Raw genomic sequence first — 15,161 nt, 5'->3', positions numbered from 1 at the left:
ATTCCATTACAATTTAACTAGTAAAACATTCCTTTTCATCGAATTGTGACAAACTTGTAGGCGCATACATCGGATTTGCTTAATAAGAAAGAACACATGTGTAAAGGGGAGATAGGCAGATGACAGCAACAAAGGGACTTGAAGGTATTGTTGCAGCCACCTCATCGATCAGCTCCATTATCGATGGCGTATTAACATACCGTGGTTATAACATTGATGATCTTGCCAGCTTTGCCACGTTTGAAGAAGTCATTTATCTGTTATGGTACGGCAAGCTTCCTAATGAGAACGAACTTGCTGGGTTGAAGGCTCAGATTGGCGAGCATGTGGAGCTCCCATCTTCCATAATCGACACACTGAAGCTGTTCCCTAAAGATGCCAATACCATGGCCGTTCTGCGGACGGCTGTATCTGCTCTTGCGCTGTATGATGATGCAGCGAATGACATGAGTCATGAAGCGAATCTGCTGAAGGCAATCAAGCTGCAAGCGAAGACACCTACGATTATTGCTGCTTATTCTCGTATTCGCGAGGGACTTGAGCCGATTGCACCGGTTGCAGGTCAATCCATTGCCTATAACTTTCTGTACATGCTCAAAGGTAAGGAGCCGCAAGCCAGCGCCGTTGATGCCATGGACAAAGCACTTGTCCTGCATGCTGACCATGAGCTTAACGCGTCCACTTTCTCTTCTCGTGTAACGGTCGCAACGCTTTCTGACATTTATTCAGGCGTTACATCTGCGATTGGCACGTTGAAGGGGCCTCTACATGGCGGTGCCAATGAAGCGGTAATGGTCATGCTTGAAGAGATCGGTTCCTATGATCAAGTGGATGATTATATTCAGGAGAAGCTGAATAACAAGGAAAAGATTATGGGATTTGGCCATCGTGTGTACAAAAATGGCGATCCGCGTGCTAAGCATCTGATGAAGATGTCAGAAGAGCTTGGCAAGGCAAAAGGAAATTTGGAGCTGTACAACATGAGCGTACGCATTGAAGAGCTTGTTACAGGACAGAAGGGCCTGCAGCCGAATGTGGATTTCTATTCCGCTTCCACATATACGATGCTTGAGATTCCTCGCGATCTGTTCACGCCGATCTTTGCGATTAGCCGCATGAGCGGCTGGACGGCTCATATTCTTGAGCAGTATGAGAACAATCGCATTATTCGCCCTCGTGCTGAATACGTCGGGCCAGCTGGCCAGATCTTTACCTCTATTCAAGAACGCTAAAATTTGAAGGAATCTCAGCTGGAATTCTCAAAAAAGGTTGTCATTGGAAATGTCAGATTGCTACAATAGGTATGTGGCTTATATGGCGACTCGCCAATGGCTGTCGTGCTAGGAGTTCTTGCTTTGATCTAGTTATTACTTTATTAGGAGGACATTGCATATGCTTCAATTAGAAAAGATTTCCCCGCCAACGGAAGGCGAGAAAATTACGATTCAAGACGGCAAGCTTCAGGTGCCAACTAACCCGATCATTCCATTTATCGAAGGTGACGGTACGGGTCGTGACATTTGGCGCGCATCGAAGCGTGTGCTGGATGCAGCAGTAGAAAAAGCTTACAACGGTGAGCGCAAGCTGAGCTGGTATGAAGTATTTGCTGGCGAAAAGGCGTTCAACACCTTTAACGAGTGGCTTCCTAACGACACACTTGAAGCGATTCGAGAATATATCGTTGCGATCAAAGGACCTTTGACAACGCCAATCGGCGGTGGAATTCGCTCTTTGAATGTCGCGCTTCGTCAAGAACTTGATTTGTATACATGCTTGCGTCCTGTACGCTATTTCAATGGCGTTCCGTCTCCAGTGAAGCGTCCTGAGCTTGTGAATATGGTTATCTTCCGTGAGAACACAGAGGATATCTACGCAGGCATCGAGTATGCTTCTGGCTCTGATGATGTCAAGAAAGTGATCGAATTCTTGCAGCAGGAGATGGGTGTGAAGAAGATTCGCTTCCCAGAAACGTCCGGTATCGGAATTAAACCGGTTTCCTCTGAAGGCTCGAAGCGTCTTGTTCGTGCAGCAATCGAGTATGCGATCAAGCATAACCGCAAGAGCGTTACGCTCGTTCACAAAGGCAATATCATGAAGTTTACAGAAGGTGCGTTCAAGAACTGGGGTTATGAAGTCGCTGAGCAGGAGTTCGCTGAGCAGACCTTCACATGGGGGCAATATGACCGCATTAAGGAAGCAGAAGGCCAAGAAGCGGCTGATCGCGCTCAAGCCGATGCGCTTGCTAGCGGCAAGGTTCTGATCAAAGATGCGATTGCAGACATCGCGCTACAGCAGGTGTTGACTCGCCCTACAGACTTTGATGTGATTGCAACATTGAACCTGAACGGAGACTACCTCTCTGATGCTCTAGCTGCACAAGTAGGCGGTATTGGTATTGCGCCGGGTGCGAACATCAACTACCTTACAGGACATGCGATCTTTGAGGCAACTCACGGCACAGCTCCTAAGTATGCAGACAAAGACGTTGTAAACCCAGGCTCTGTCATCCTCTCTGGTGTTATGATGCTTGAGCATCTTGGCTGGCAGGAAGCAGCAGACCTTATCTATAACGGCATGGAAGCGGCGATTAACAATAAGACCGTGACCTATGACTTTGCTCGTCTTATGGAAGGCGCTCAAGAGTTGAAATGTTCTCAATTCGCAGATGAGATTATCAAGCACTTAAGCTAATCGAAGCATAAGCGAAGGAGAGGTTACAGATATGGCGATTCGTCGCAGCAAGATTACAGTAGTCGGCGCAGGCTTTACAGGTGCTACTACAGCATTCATGCTGGCTCAAAAAGAACTTGGTGACGTCGTACTTATCGATATTCCTCAATTGGAGAATCCGACAAAGGGCAAAGCCCTCGATATGCTCGAAGCAAGCCCTGTCCAAGGATTTGACAGCCAGATTATAGGCTCATCCAATTATGAGGATGCGAAGGATTCCGATATTGTGATCATTACCGCTGGCATTGCCCGCAAGCCGGGAATGAGTCGTGATGATCTGGTTAACACCAATGCGGGCATCGTTCGCTCCGTATGCGAGAATATCAAGACCTACTGCCCTCATGCTTATGTCATAATTTTAAGCAATCCTGTGGATGCGATGACGTACACAGCATTTGAATCACTGGGCTTTCCGAAGAACCGTGTAATCGGTCAATCGGGTGTGTTGGATACAGCGCGCTACTGCACCTTTATCGCACAAGAGCTTAACGTCTCTATTGAAGATGTACAAGGCGTTGTGCTTGGCGGCCATGGAGATGACATGGTCCCGCTCGTTCGGTATACGAGCGTTGGGGGCGTGCCTATCGAGAAGCTGATCCCTCAAGAACGCATTGATGCGATTGTGGCACGTACACGAGTAGGTGGCGGAGAGATTGTTAATCTGCTCGGCAATGGCAGTGCGTATTATGCGCCTGCTGCATCGATTGTTCAGATGACAGAAGCGATTCTTAAAGACAAGAAGCGCATTCTTCCTGTCATCGCTTACCTAGAAGGCGAGTATGGCTATCAGGAGCTCTTCATGGGGGTTCTCGCTGTACTTGGCGGTGACGGAATTGAGAAGATCATTGAGATTGATCTGACCGATGAAGAGCGTTCTGCATTGGATAAGTCAGCGGAATCGGTACGCAATGTGATTCAAGTTGTAACGGCATAATGCTTCATAGCGTTGAATTGTTACCAGGATGTGAACAACGATAGACGGCAACTTGTTTGTCGTCTATCTTTTTATGTTTCAACAGCAGGTTTTTAGTATAATAGATACTGTGTGAGTATTTGAAACTTATTGTAATGGGGGGATACATAGGTATGTGGTCTGCATTTATGCTCGTACATATCTTGGGGGCTGTACTAATGGGCTTCTACGGTCTTGCTCCGTTTATCGCGGGCAAGCTGAAGGTAGCGAAGCCAGCAGCTCAAGAAGGCGTATTGTCTTCGATGATCACAGGCAATCGTATCGCGCAATTTATGCTGATTGTGAACTTCCTGACAGGTGGTTACTTGATGACCATGGGAGAGTACAGCGTATTGTGGATGATTCTCGTGACATTATTGTTCTTGGCGATTGCTGCGCTGAGCGGCATCATGGGCAAAGGCATGAAGCGTGCTTTGGCTGCTGCTAAGGGGGAGCAGACAGATCGCGCGTCTTTGGACAAGACGACGATGTTCAGTTCCATCATCTTTATCCTGTACGTGGTCATGATCGTACTTATGGTGTACAACAAGATCTAACGAATGCAAGGCCGCTTATGATGCACAAGATCCTCGATGTGCGTTAGATAAGCGGCCTTTTTGATGGCTGTAATAGGAAGGGACAATGAGCTTGTCCATCTAAATGGTTGGGACAACAAGGACGCGTGAACCGATGTTATATGAGGTTAGAGCGCCTATAGCGGCCTGGACATCTCGTCAAGCGTCATCGTGAAGCTGGGTGCCAGTGTGTTCATAAAGTAATCGACTTCCTCCATCTCGAGCTGCTTAAGCTTCTCTTCCGTTTGGCGTTTTGCTACAGCAAACTCCTGATTGCCTGCTTCGACCTCGAAGGTGCACTTTAAGTAAGCATCAATTAGATCAGCGGCTTTGACGTATTTTTTCAGCTCGGAGGTTTGATCTTCGATTAGAGGCCGATAAATGCCGCGAATGGATTCGGGTATCATGTCAATCAGCCGTTTTGCCGCCTGCTGCTCAATTTCTCTGAAGTTAGACAATATAATCGGATTATGATGCTTAATTGGAGTAGGGATGTCGCCTGTGAATACTTCAGTTGCATCATGAAATAAGGCCAAGGCGACCGCTTCATTCGTATCAATCTGCCGATGGAAGACTTCATTGGCAATCGTGCAGATCATATGAGTCGTCAATGCGACATGAAAGGAATGCTCCGCGACATTCTCGCGAGTCGTATTGCGCATCAGACTCCACCGTTCAATATATTTGAGACGGTACATGTACGCATAGAAATGATTGCTAGAAGAAGCGGAAGGGTTCATTTCCTCTGGCTTCTTTGGACAGGACTGCTGCTCCACTCTTTCGTTCATCCTTTCTTAACATCTCTTATTTCTGAATGCCCCTTCGTTAACGAATGGACAAAGCATCTCATATGCCTCGCAACGATCTGTTTCATCATTTGCTTCAACCTCATTATAATCGGATTGCGATTAGGAATCGAATGGAAAAGCTCTCGAAAAAGTAGCATGTCTCATGGTATGATGAAGGAAATGGAATTTATTTGATGATTATATAAAGATAAAGACCCGGTGACCAACATCGTCATCAAGGGAATGGAAGCTAAAGTGCACCCGGGCCTGAGAGGAGCATGAGTGAATATGTTGCAGCAATTCAGACAGAGTGTGTATGACTTAATTGTGGAAACGTCTACAAACCTACCTGGTGATGTCCGCAGAGCCATTCGCAAGGCGCGTGAGCATGAGGATGCGGCTACTAGATCAGGCCTTTCTTTGAGCACGATTGCTCAAAATATTGAGATGGCGGAGCATAATGTGTCTCCGATTTGTCAGGATACAGGCATGCCGACTTTTATTGTCCACACCCCAGTTGGCGCGAATCAGATTCAGATGCGCAAGGATATTCTGGATGCAGTGCGACAAGCCACGATCGATGGGAAGCTTAGAACGAATTCTGTTGATTCACTGACTGGCGGCAATACCGGTGACAATCTAGGGCCAGGTACGCCGGTTATTCATTTTGAACAATGGGAATCGGAAGAGATTGAAGTTAAGCTTATTCTAAAAGGCGGCGGCTGTGAAAATAAAAATATTCAATACAGTCTTCCCGCTGAGATTGAAGGCCTTGGCAAGGCTGGTCGCGATCTTGACGGCATTCGCAAATGCATTTTGCATGCGGTCTACCAAGCACAGGGGCAAGGCTGCAGTGCGGGCTTCATTGGTGTTGGGATCGGTGGCGATCGTACGACAGGCTATGAGCTTGCGAAGCATCAGCTGTTCCGCAAGGTGGAGGATGAGAATCCAATTGCAGAGCTTGCTCAGCTTGAGGATTATATTATGAAGTCTGCCAATCAGCTTGGCATCGGCACGATGGGATTCGGCGGCGAGGTGACGCTGCTCGGCTGCAAGATTGGCGTTAATAATCGCTTGCCAGCCAGCTTCTTTGTCTCTGTCGCGTATAATTGCTGGGCGTTCCGCCGCCAAGGCGTTCGATTGAACGGTGACACAGGGGCTCACCTATCGTGGCTGTATGAGCGCGGTACCGACATCAAGATGGATGAGCAGTCGAAGGAGACCGTTACAGAAGTCGCTGCATCCCAAGAAGAAGCCAATCGCAAGAGCAGCCGTCAGGTAGTGCTGACGACGCCCATCTCTGAAGAAGATATTCGTTCCCTTCAAGTCGGCGATGTTGTCATTATCAATGGAGAGATGCATACAGGCCGTGATGCCCTGCACAAGTACTTGATGGATCATGATTGTCCGGTTGATCTGAATGGCGCTGTATTGTATCATTGCGGCCCGGTGATGCTAAAGGATGAAGAAGGCTGGCATGTGAAGGCTGCAGGGCCAACGACGAGTATTCGTGAGGAGCCTTACCAAGGCGATATTATGAAAAAGTTCGGCATCCGTGCAGTCATCGGCAAAGGCGGTATGGGAGCGAAGACGCTGGCTGCACTGCAGGAGCACGGCGGCGTATACTTGAATGCAATTGGTGGGGCTGCACAGTATTACGCAGAGTGCATCAAACATGTAAATGGCGTAGACTACATGGAATTTGGCATTCCTGAAGCAATGTGGCATCTGCAGGTGGAAGGCTTTGCGGCTATCGTGACGATGGACTCGCATGGCAACAGCCTGCACCGTGATGTCGATAAGAGCTCGTTCGAGAAGCTGGAGCAGTTCCGCGATCCTGTGTTCAAATAATAGGTAAGACTGAATCCCCTTAGTATAAGCTGAGGGGATTTACTGTGCTAGTAATGGATATCGTTACAAGTAGATCCGAATATTCGATTGGCAATATGCATCTCCGTTCTAATCAGGGCTGACGCCTTGTCAGGGAGGTTGAACGGAATAGCGAATCGAATGCTATTTACAACACCTTTACATAAAGTTAATAATTTATAGACTAGTCAAATGAGGGGCAATATCGTTACGATGTTAAAGGAGTATAAACAACAATGGATTGAACGGGGAGATGAGCTATGACTCGCTTTCGTACGAGACTAACCCTCGTCATCATAAGCTTGATTAGTGTATCGGTCATCACAGCAGGCATATATATGGCGAATTCGTTTAAAAACAATTATATTGAGCAATTAGAACAAAATATGTCCCGGGAAATGCTGCTCATCGAGCAGATTCTGCCATGGAAGGTGCCAGCAACCATAGAAGAAGAGTACAGCTTCTATTCAGATTGGGCGAAGAAGCTGGACAACTCTACACATTCTCGTGTGACGTTTATTAAAAGCGATGGTACCGTTGTCGGGGACTCGCTGTCTGATGCGAGACAGATGGATAATCATCTTCAGCGTGAAGAAGTAGCTGCTGCCAGCAAGGATAGCTTCGGCTCCTCCATTCGCTATAGCGATACCGTAAATGAGAACATGCTGTATGTCGCGATTCCGATCCATCATGCACCAGAGTTCGATGGTTATATTCGTCTTGCGATGAGCCTTAAGACGGTAGATGATGGGGTTAAGGAGCTGTGGGCGTACTTAGGACTAGGCTTGTTCATTCTTATTCTAGCCGCAGCCTTAATCAGCTTCCGAATTGCGTACAGCTTGACGAAGCCGATTGAGAATATGACTCGTGTAGCAAAGCGAATCACCCATATGGACTATCGTGCGAGAACAGCAACTTCAGGCACGGACGAGATTGGCCAGCTCGGTGCTGCAATTAACGCGATGGCGGACAGTTTGCAGGTTCAGATGACGCAGATTAAAGAGCAGCAAAATCGCCTGCAATCTGTGCTCGAGCATATGATGAATGGCATTATTATGGTTGATGAAGAGGGTCAGATTGTTCTGACGAATAAGAAGGCTGAGGAATTGCTTGGCATTAAGAGCAAGGCGGTGATTGGCCAACAGCTAAGCGACTCTAGAATACCATTCGAACTGATCGAGATGGTTCATGAGACGCTTGGCAAACGCAATCTGCTGCAGGATGAGCTGACGATCTATTACCCAGAGGAGCGCCTCTTGGATGTCAACGTCGTTCCCGTATACTTTACAGATCAGGAATGGGCGGGCGTACTGCTCTTGATGCAGGATATGTCCAAGATTCGTCAATTGGAGCGCATGAGAAGCGAATTCGTCGCCAATGTGTCCCATGAGCTGAAGACGCCCATAGCTGCGGTGAAGGGCTTTACAGAGACGTTGATGAATGGCGCCATTCATGATGCTGAGATTGCGCAGTCCTTCTTAAAGATTATTCATGATGAAAGTGAACGGCTGAATCGGCTGATCGGGGATATTCTTCAGCTGTCGAAGATCGAGGCGAAGCGGGTGCCGCTTCTGTTCTCTCCTGTATTCATGCCAAGCTTTATGGAGGATACCGTTAATATGCTTCGGAAGGAAGCTGCAAAAAAGCATATTGACATCTCCATGACTGTGGAGGAGGATATGTATATAGAGGCGGACGAGGATCGCCTTCGTCAAATTGTCCTCAATCTCTTGTCCAATGCTATTAATTACACGCCTGACGGAGGGCGGGTTAATATTACGGCGGCTCCGCTTGCCGTAAATGAAGATGGCGATTATGATCAAGTACGTATACGGATTTCCGACACGGGAATCGGAATTCCGAAGAAAGACTTGCCTCGAATCTTTGAACGGTTTTATCGTGTGGACAAGGCAAGATCGAGAGGATCTGGCGGTACAGGACTTGGTCTTTCCATTGTGAAGCATCTTGTGGATTCCCATCACGGCACCATTCAAGTGGAGAGCACGGTTGGAGTCGGCACGACCTTTACAATTGAGATGCCTGTGCTGCAAGAAGGGTAAGTCAGTGTCTGCTTGAGATTGAATGGAGAGCTGCTTAACGGGTGTAAGCAGCTCATAACCAGATACGGATTGTGTCTGGATGAATGCCGGTTATACTGGAGGAAACGATGTCAGAACCTAAAGTGCTTGTTATCGAAGATGAACCTACGCTGGCCCGGCTGTTATCTTATAATTTGACGTTGGAAGGATACGCGACAACGGTTGTGGATCATGGTGGACAGGGGTTACAGACAGCCTTGAGCCAGACCTTTGATCTCATCATCTTGGATATTATGCTTCCTGGGATGAATGGCTTTGAAGTGCTGTCCAAGCTTCGTCAATCGGGCAATCGTACGCCCGTTATTATTTTGACGGCAAGAAATGCGGAGGAAGAGATTGTGCAAGGCTTGAAGCATGGAGCCGATGATTACATCACAAAGCCGTTTGGCGTCGCGGAACTGCTAGCCAGAGTCGGTGCGGTTTTAAGAAGAAGCTTGAATGATGCTATGGAACTTCCAGCCTTTGCTGAAGAAGCGGATGAGAAAGTCATCAAGGCAGGAGAACTGCGAATTTATCCAGAGAAATACGAGGTGACGCTGGAGGAAGAACTCATTTCTCTTCGTCCAAAAGAGTTCGAGGTTCTCTTATATCTCGTTCAGCGTCCTGGCATGGTCGTAACCCGTGACGATCTGATGAATGCGGTGTGGGGCTTTGATTACATCGGCGGCCAGCGCACCGTTGATGTTCATGTCAGCTCTCTTCGCAAGAAGCTGGAACTGAATCAGCAATCTGTTAAGATCGACTCGATTCGCGGAGTAGGGTACAAGCTTGTCATTCAAAAAAAATAATGCAGCTTGCAGGCAGGGGATGGCGATTTATTCATCTGCCGCTTGTTCAAGCACAAGGAAGCCAAGGGAGCAGGCGCGTAGCGTGTCTATCCCTTGGCTTCCTTGTGCTGTAAGCTCATCTTCAGCCCTGCGACCCAACACCTTATCCATGCATTGTCTTGCTAGGGACGATCTTCAGCTCGTGAATAAGCCCCCCAAATAAACACGGTCGCAAGGGAGATTACGACGATCAACAAAGGCGCATAAAAGATTAAAAACTCATGCATCTCATCTCACCTCCTGCAATTTATCACATCAAAGATCAGCTCAACTTAAAGCAGCACGATATCCAATCATTCCATTTTGTGAGCGCGTTAAGCTTTTTTCTGCTTTTTCATGCCCTTCACATAGCTGGCATTAAACAAAAAGAGCTTCAACAGCAAGTACAGCGACGGAATTAAAATGCACAGTCCTGCTATAAACGCGATGACGAGCGCCTGTGCCATAGCCGGATTCGTAAAGTTGTCATAGATTGTCAAGTAAGGATAGAGCAGATAAGGAAGATGTGCTCTTCCATACCCAAACCAGGCAAAGCCAAACTGGAACATGACAGCGATAAAGGCAAACCCATAGTTCGTCCGCTTCCATACCAAGATGACCGCAATCAAGAAAAACACAAAGGACAGCACGAACATCCACGCATAATTCAGCATGTTCATGAAGTGCTGTTCATTATGCCTTTGAATCGCATAGAAGACGAGCAGGCTGGCCAGAATCGTAGGCAGCGCCCACGATAATGCATATGTTCGCACGATCTCGAGTGCAGGCTTATCCTCTGCCTTCGCTGCGTAATACGTTAAGAACATAGCTGAGATGTACAGCACGCTCACCAACGCTAGAATGATAACGGAATATGGATACAGGTTGCCAAAGAGCGCCGTGAAGCTAAATGCTATTGCCCCGTTTTCCTCGATAATATATCCACCTTCAGAGATGGCAAGGATTGTGGAGAGCGCTGCAGGAATGAGCAGGCCGCTGATTCCGTACAGAAACATATAGACTTTGCTGTCACGAGAACCATATGTGCTAAAGGCGTAATAGGAGCCGCGAACGGCGAGCAATATTAGCGCCAGACTGCCTGGAATCAGCAGGGCCGTTCCATAGTAATAGGCCGTATCTGGAAAGAATCCAACGAGCCCGATAATAAAGAAGACCAAGAATACATTGGTTACCTCCCATACCGGAGACAGATAGCGCTCAATCACACTGTGAATGAGCTGTCTCTTGCCTGTAAGCACGCTGTAATAGCTGAAAAAGCCCGCTCCAAAATCAATAGAAGCGACAATGAGATAACCAAACAGGAAGATCCATAGCACGGTCATTCCGAGCAATTCATAACTCATGAAGCAGGCCCTCCTTCTAATCCGAGCGAAGCAATCTCTTCTTCTACTGGATTGAGCTTAAACATTCTGATGAGGATGCGAGCGCTGGTGATGGTAAGCACAAGATACAAGACAGCGAACAGCCAGAGCATGGTGTCCACATGCGGCGAGGTTGTCGCCCCTTCAGCCGTTCTCATCACCCCCCATAGAATCCATGGCTGCCTGCCGATCTCTGAGAAGATCCAGCCGGACTCAATCGCCATAACAGAGAAGGGAGCCCCAAGCACAACACCCATGAGAAGTATTTTATGGATAGGCACACCTTGCTTGCGGTTGCGAATATCCGCGATGAAGTACCATACCGCAACGAGCAGCAGGTACATCCCAAGGAAGACCATAAGGTCGAATAAATAATGGGTCGTTCGCAGCGGAGGGTAGTGATCTTGTGGAACATCATCAAGACCCATGACGACTGTCCCGGGAGTTCCTCCAGCGAGAATACTTAGGGCAAATGGAATTTTAATCGCAAACCGTACATCATGGTCATCGGTCAGCATGCCTCCAATGATCAAAGGGGCCTTGTCGGTAGTCTCAAAATGCCATTCGGCTGCAGCAAGCTTCTCTGGCTGGTAGGCATGCAGATACTTGCCTGACAGATCCCCGATCAGCGTAGAGGCAAGAGAAAACACAAGGGCGCATACCATCGTTAATCGCAAGCATTTTTTAAAGTAAACATGGCGTCTGCCTCTAAGCATGGCGAGTGCAGCAATAGCTCCCAAGCAGAAGGAGACGGTTACATAGGCGGTAACGAGCACATGACCGACCTTCGTAGGCATGGCTGGGTTGAACATGGCAAAGATCGGATCGATATTCTCCATCTTGCCGTCTATGAGATCAAAGCCTTGTGGCGCATTCATAAAGGCGTTGACCGTTGTAATAAAAAAGGCGGAAGCGCAAGAGCCTGCGGCTACAGGGATAAGCAGCCAAAAGTGAAGGTATCGATTCTTGAAGCGATCCCAAGTATAGAGGTAGATGCCAAGAAATATCGCCTCGATAAAGAAAGCGAACGTCTCCATAAACAATGGCAGGGCAATCGCCTGTCCTGCGACTCTCATGAAATTCGGCCACAAGAGATTCAATTGCAAGCCGATCGCAGTCCCGGTAACAACCCCTACAGCAACCGTAACGGTAAAGCCTCGTGCCCATCGCCTAGCCATGAGCAGATAATAGGGATCATTGCGCTTAATGCCGATCCACTCGGCCAGAGCAATCATGACAGGTACCCCTACTCCAATAGTGGCATACACAATATGTACAATTAATGTGAGCCCAGTAAGCATGCGGCTGAATAGTACGGGATCATAAGTGAACATTGCTTCTTCACACTCCTTACGCTATATGCCATCTGATTATAAATTGCATCAGATGAACAAAATAATCAGGCTTAGCCTTGTTACAGAAATTGTCGTATAAATGCGTAAAGCATAATCAAACCGACAACAAAACTTGTAATAATCAACTTTTTTTCTTGCTTTCGAATCCGTTCACGATGGGAATCAGAGCTTGGCATCGTATAGCGTCTCCTCTCTATTGGCAATTCATTCTTAGTATGGATTGTTTTCGCTATTAATATCAGTTTCAAGTGATGCAGCTCTTAATTGAGATATGAATATTCCTGCATTCGATCAGATTTTACATAACCTTTACAATAATCCATCTCTCCATTAACAATGCCATGCTAAATTAGGTCTTAAGTCGCTTGAGTAGATCTGTAGGAGGAGAGAAACGTTGAGCATCGTAATGGTTCAGGAGAAAACAAATAGAGAAATTCACACATCAGCGCCTGAATATGTAGGTCTCATTCAACAAGTGGAGCTTATTTATTCAACTGTTCCGATCTTGCAAGTACAGGCACTATTTGAACAACAAGCCAAGCTGCGTTTGATCGTTGTTATCGATCAGCAGGAACGCCCCATAGGCTTTGTCGCTAAAGAACAATTTTATGAGCGCATGGGCAAGCGTTTTGCACCAGCCTTATACAACCAGAAGCCGATTCATCGTTTGATGCAGAGCGAAGTTCTTATTGTGCCATATGGTATAGAGCCAAAAGATCTGCTTGATCTTATTGCAGGAAGGCAAGAGGATCAAATGTATGATCCGGTTATTTTTGAGAAGGAAGGCCGCTGTGCTGGTCTCATGACATCAAAGTCCATTAATGAATTGTCCAAGCATATCCGGGTTAAGCATGAGATTCGAGAACAGGAAGCTATTCAATCAGCCTGCGATTCGCTTGCATCTATTTACGAGCAGGCAGATCTTGTACAATCTGAGGCAACCGTCGGCCTTCGTCATGCTGACGAGATGCTTGCAGAGACGATGAAGACAAAAGGCGTGCTCTCTCATGTGGTCTCATCAGTGGAGATGATGACTTCGCACGTTAATGAACAGAAGCAGCAAATGGATACCTTGGCCCAGCATACTGATGCAGCCGTGGACGCTGCGCTTGTCATTCGGGAGTGGTCTGAGACATGCCAAGTATTGGCGCTGAATGCATCGATTGAGGCAGCGCGAGCGGGAGAGCATGGGAAAGGGTTCGAAGTGGTAGCTGCTGAGGTAAGAAAATTGGCGCTACTGACCAAGGCTGCGACTGAGCAAATAGAGGAGACGTTGGCGGTTATGCGCGAATCGCTCAAAGCCACGATCAAGGGCAGCGAGGCATCCTATAAGGAAGCCCACATCACCTCGCAGGAGATCTCGACAACACTTGTGCAGCTTGAGGAGCTGTTCTCTGCGATCTCAAACAATCGGGAAAGACTGCAGCAAGTTCATTCCAGCGCTACCATGATGTCTCAATCCGCGAAGCACGCTTATGATGATTTGCGCGTGGAGCATTACAATTAATTAATATTTTACACAGCGTTAACAAAAGCCTGAAACAGTGTTAACATTCACCCCTTACACTTACAGCATAGCAACAGAAACTATACGTTAGAGATAACAAAGAAGGAGTGACCTCTCTTGAATAAGCTAGGTAAACGACTAATGACTTTGACTGTAATCGCACTTGTATTGACCCTATTATCCGCATGCGGCGGCAACAGTAAAGACAACGGTGAAGCGGCATTGTCCGGCACTATAAATATTGATGGATCAAGCACAGTATTTCCAATGACAGAAGCGATCGCAGAGGAATTCAGCGCAGCTCACAAAGATGTGCGCGTATCGGTCGGCACATCTGGAACAGGCAGCGGCTTCAAGCGCTTTGCTCGTGGTGAGACCGAGCTTAGCAATGCATCTCGTCCGATCAAAGAAGAAGAAGCTAAGGCTGCTAAGGACAATGGCATTGACTATCAAGAGCTGACCGTTGCGTATGACGGGCTTGCCATCGTCGTCAACAAGGACAATGATTGGGTAGACAAGCTGACACTTGATGAGCTGAAAAAGATTTATGAGCCAGATTCCAAGGTGAAGACGTGGGCAGATGTTCGTGAGGGCTGGCCGGCTACAGAGCTTCGCATCTATTCTCCAGGCTCTGAGCATGGCACATTTGATTACTTCACAGAAGCCATTAACGGTGAATCCAAGGCGATGCGCAATGACAAGCAGATCACATTCAGTGCAGACACCAATGCGATCGTTCAAGGCGTATCCGGCGACAGTACAGCAATCGGCTATTTCGGCTACTCCTTCTTCGAGGAGAACCAAGACAAGCTGAAGCTTATTCCGGTTGATAACGGTACAGCTACAGTGACTCCATCTCCAGAGACTGTCAAAGACGGATCGTATACACCGCTTTCCCGTCCACTCCTTGTTTATGTGGATAAAGCAAAGCTGTCTACTCCTGAAGTCAAAGCATTTGTGGAATTCTACTTGGAGAACGCCGGAGCAATTGCGCCAGAGGTAGGTTATGTCCCTCTTCCAGATGAAAAGTATACGGAACAGCTGGAGCAGCTGAAGTAAGCGTTGAATGAGGTATGTCATGATGCAAAGTGAGGGTAC

14 protein-coding genes are annotated in these 15,161 nt (G+C 47.4%); 9 read left to right on the top strand and 5 right to left on the bottom strand.

Annotated features, from left to right (window positions below; translation table 11 throughout):
- Positions 1 to 119: 119 nt before the first annotated feature.
- The 4 genes from citZ to B9Y93_RS17775 all read left to right on the top strand — a co-directional run bounded on the left by citZ (position 120) and on the right by B9Y93_RS17775 (position 4,239).
- Positions 120 to 1,232 carry a citrate synthase gene (gene citZ / locus B9Y93_RS17790; protein WP_085496558.1) on the top strand — a complete coding sequence of 371 codons (1,113 nt, stop codon included), beginning with the start codon at positions 120 to 122 and terminating at the stop codon, positions 1,230 to 1,232.
- A gap of 160 nt (positions 1,233 to 1,392) precedes the next feature.
- A complete protein-coding gene (gene icd / locus B9Y93_RS17785; protein WP_085496555.1) occupies positions 1,393 to 2,691 on the top strand; it encodes an NADP-dependent isocitrate dehydrogenase in 1,299 nt (432 codons plus the stop codon).
- Between the two features lie 31 nt (positions 2,692 to 2,722).
- Positions 2,723 to 3,664: a malate dehydrogenase gene (gene mdh / locus B9Y93_RS17780; RefSeq protein WP_085496553.1), complete on the top strand. Its 942-nt coding sequence runs from the start codon at positions 2,723 to 2,725 to the stop codon at positions 3,662 to 3,664.
- A gap of 152 nt (positions 3,665 to 3,816) precedes the next feature.
- Positions 3,817 to 4,239, top strand: coding sequence for a hypothetical protein (locus tag B9Y93_RS17775; protein WP_085496551.1), 423 nt, complete (start codon positions 3,817 to 3,819; stop codon positions 4,237 to 4,239).
- A 155-nt stretch (positions 4,240 to 4,394) separates the two neighbouring features.
- Here the strand turns inward: B9Y93_RS17775 and yfbR are convergent, their stop codons facing one another.
- Positions 4,395 to 4,997 carry a 5'-deoxynucleotidase gene (gene yfbR, locus B9Y93_RS17770; RefSeq protein ID WP_085496850.1) on the bottom strand — a complete coding sequence of 201 codons (603 nt, stop codon included), beginning with the start codon at positions 4,995 to 4,997 and terminating at the stop codon, positions 4,395 to 4,397.
- A gap of 336 nt (positions 4,998 to 5,333) precedes the next feature.
- Here yfbR and B9Y93_RS17765 point away from each other — a divergent pair, with 336 nt between their 5' ends.
- The 3 genes from B9Y93_RS17765 (at position 5,334) to B9Y93_RS17755 (ending at position 9,801) form a co-directional block, all read left to right on the top strand.
- Positions 5,334 to 6,896, top strand: coding sequence for a fumarate hydratase (locus tag B9Y93_RS17765; protein ID WP_280522903.1), 1,563 nt, complete (start codon positions 5,334 to 5,336; stop codon positions 6,894 to 6,896).
- Positions 6,897 to 7,174: 278 nt separating this feature from the next.
- Positions 7,175 to 8,974, top strand: coding sequence for a two-component system histidine kinase PnpS (pnpS, locus tag B9Y93_RS17760; RefSeq protein ID WP_085496549.1), 1,800 nt, complete (start codon positions 7,175 to 7,177; stop codon positions 8,972 to 8,974).
- A gap of 107 nt (positions 8,975 to 9,081) precedes the next feature.
- Positions 9,082 to 9,801, top strand: a complete 720-nt coding sequence (locus B9Y93_RS17755) for a response regulator transcription factor (RefSeq protein WP_085496548.1) — start codon at positions 9,082 to 9,084, stop codon at positions 9,799 to 9,801.
- A 27-nt stretch (positions 9,802 to 9,828) separates the two neighbouring features.
- Here B9Y93_RS17755 and B9Y93_RS25070 read toward each other — a convergent pair whose 3' ends face one another.
- The 4 genes from B9Y93_RS25070 to B9Y93_RS17745 form a co-directional block, all read right to left on the bottom strand.
- A complete protein-coding gene (locus B9Y93_RS25070; RefSeq protein WP_280522899.1) occupies positions 9,829 to 9,951 on the bottom strand; it encodes a hypothetical protein in 123 nt (40 codons plus the stop codon).
- 11 nt (positions 9,952 to 9,962) lie between these two features.
- A complete protein-coding gene (gene cydS, locus B9Y93_RS25240) occupies positions 9,963 to 10,067 on the bottom strand; it encodes a cytochrome bd oxidase small subunit CydS family protein (RefSeq protein WP_370738960.1) in 105 nt (34 codons plus the stop codon).
- Between the two features lie 87 nt (positions 10,068 to 10,154).
- A complete protein-coding gene (locus B9Y93_RS17750; RefSeq protein WP_085496546.1) occupies positions 10,155 to 11,183 on the bottom strand; it encodes a cytochrome d ubiquinol oxidase subunit II in 1,029 nt (342 codons plus the stop codon).
- The gene (locus B9Y93_RS17745) at positions 11,180 to 12,535 is read right to left on the bottom strand and encodes a cytochrome ubiquinol oxidase subunit I (RefSeq protein WP_085496544.1); all 1,356 of its coding nucleotides are present in this window, start codon (positions 12,533 to 12,535) and stop codon (positions 11,180 to 11,182) included. Before B9Y93_RS17745 ends, B9Y93_RS17750 begins: the two co-directional genes overlap by 4 nt.
- A 415-nt stretch (positions 12,536 to 12,950) precedes the next feature.
- Between B9Y93_RS17745 and B9Y93_RS17740 the strand changes: the two genes are divergently transcribed.
- Together B9Y93_RS17740 and B9Y93_RS17735 are read left to right on the top strand one after the other, a co-directional pair.
- Complete coding sequence (locus tag B9Y93_RS17740) at positions 12,951 to 14,063, top strand: methyl-accepting chemotaxis protein (RefSeq protein ID WP_085496542.1); 1,113 nt, start codon at positions 12,951 to 12,953, stop codon at positions 14,061 to 14,063.
- A gap of 117 nt (positions 14,064 to 14,180) precedes the next feature.
- Entirely contained in the window at positions 14,181 to 15,122 is a 942-nt protein-coding gene (locus tag B9Y93_RS17735; RefSeq protein WP_240968132.1) for a PstS family phosphate ABC transporter substrate-binding protein, read from the top strand.
- Positions 15,123 to 15,161 lie beyond the last annotated feature (39 nt).

It is taken from the genome of Paenibacillus aquistagni (assembly GCF_900177815.1).
Taxonomy (GTDB): Bacteria; Bacillota; Bacilli; order Paenibacillales; family Paenibacillaceae; genus Paenibacillus_B; species Paenibacillus_B aquistagni.
This window is presented reverse-complemented; position numbering and strand designations above follow the sequence as displayed.

Excerpts from the sequence above, each read along its gene's own strand:
- B9Y93_RS25070 (WP_280522899.1), bottom strand. The coding sequence starts at position 9,951 with ATGGATAAGGTGTTGGGTCGCAGGGCTGAAGATGAGCTTACAGCACAA.
- B9Y93_RS17745 (WP_085496544.1), bottom strand. The coding sequence starts at position 12,535 with ATGTTCACTTATGATCCCGTACTATTCAGCCGCATGCTTACTGGGCTC.
- B9Y93_RS17755 (WP_085496548.1), top strand. The coding sequence starts at position 9,082 with ATGTCAGAACCTAAAGTGCTTGTTATCGAAGATGAACCTACGCTGGCC.
- B9Y93_RS17750 (WP_085496546.1), bottom strand. The coding sequence starts at position 11,183 with ATGAGTTATGAATTGCTCGGAATGACCGTGCTATGGATCTTCCTGTTT.
- cydS (WP_370738960.1), bottom strand. The coding sequence starts at position 10,067 with ATGCATGAGTTTTTAATCTTTTATGCGCCTTTGTTGATCGTCGTAATC.
- yfbR (WP_085496850.1), bottom strand. The coding sequence starts at position 4,997 with ATGAACCCTTCCGCTTCTTCTAGCAATCATTTCTATGCGTACATGTAC.
- pnpS (WP_085496549.1), top strand. The coding sequence starts at position 7,175 with ATGACTCGCTTTCGTACGAGACTAACCCTCGTCATCATAAGCTTGATT.
- B9Y93_RS17765 (WP_280522903.1), top strand. The coding sequence starts at position 5,334 with ATGTTGCAGCAATTCAGACAGAGTGTGTATGACTTAATTGTGGAAACG.
- mdh (WP_085496553.1), top strand. The coding sequence starts at position 2,723 with ATGGCGATTCGTCGCAGCAAGATTACAGTAGTCGGCGCAGGCTTTACA.
- citZ (WP_085496558.1), top strand. The coding sequence starts at position 120 with ATGACAGCAACAAAGGGACTTGAAGGTATTGTTGCAGCCACCTCATCG.
- icd (WP_085496555.1), top strand. The coding sequence starts at position 1,393 with ATGCTTCAATTAGAAAAGATTTCCCCGCCAACGGAAGGCGAGAAAATT.
- B9Y93_RS17775 (WP_085496551.1), top strand. The coding sequence starts at position 3,817 with ATGTGGTCTGCATTTATGCTCGTACATATCTTGGGGGCTGTACTAATG.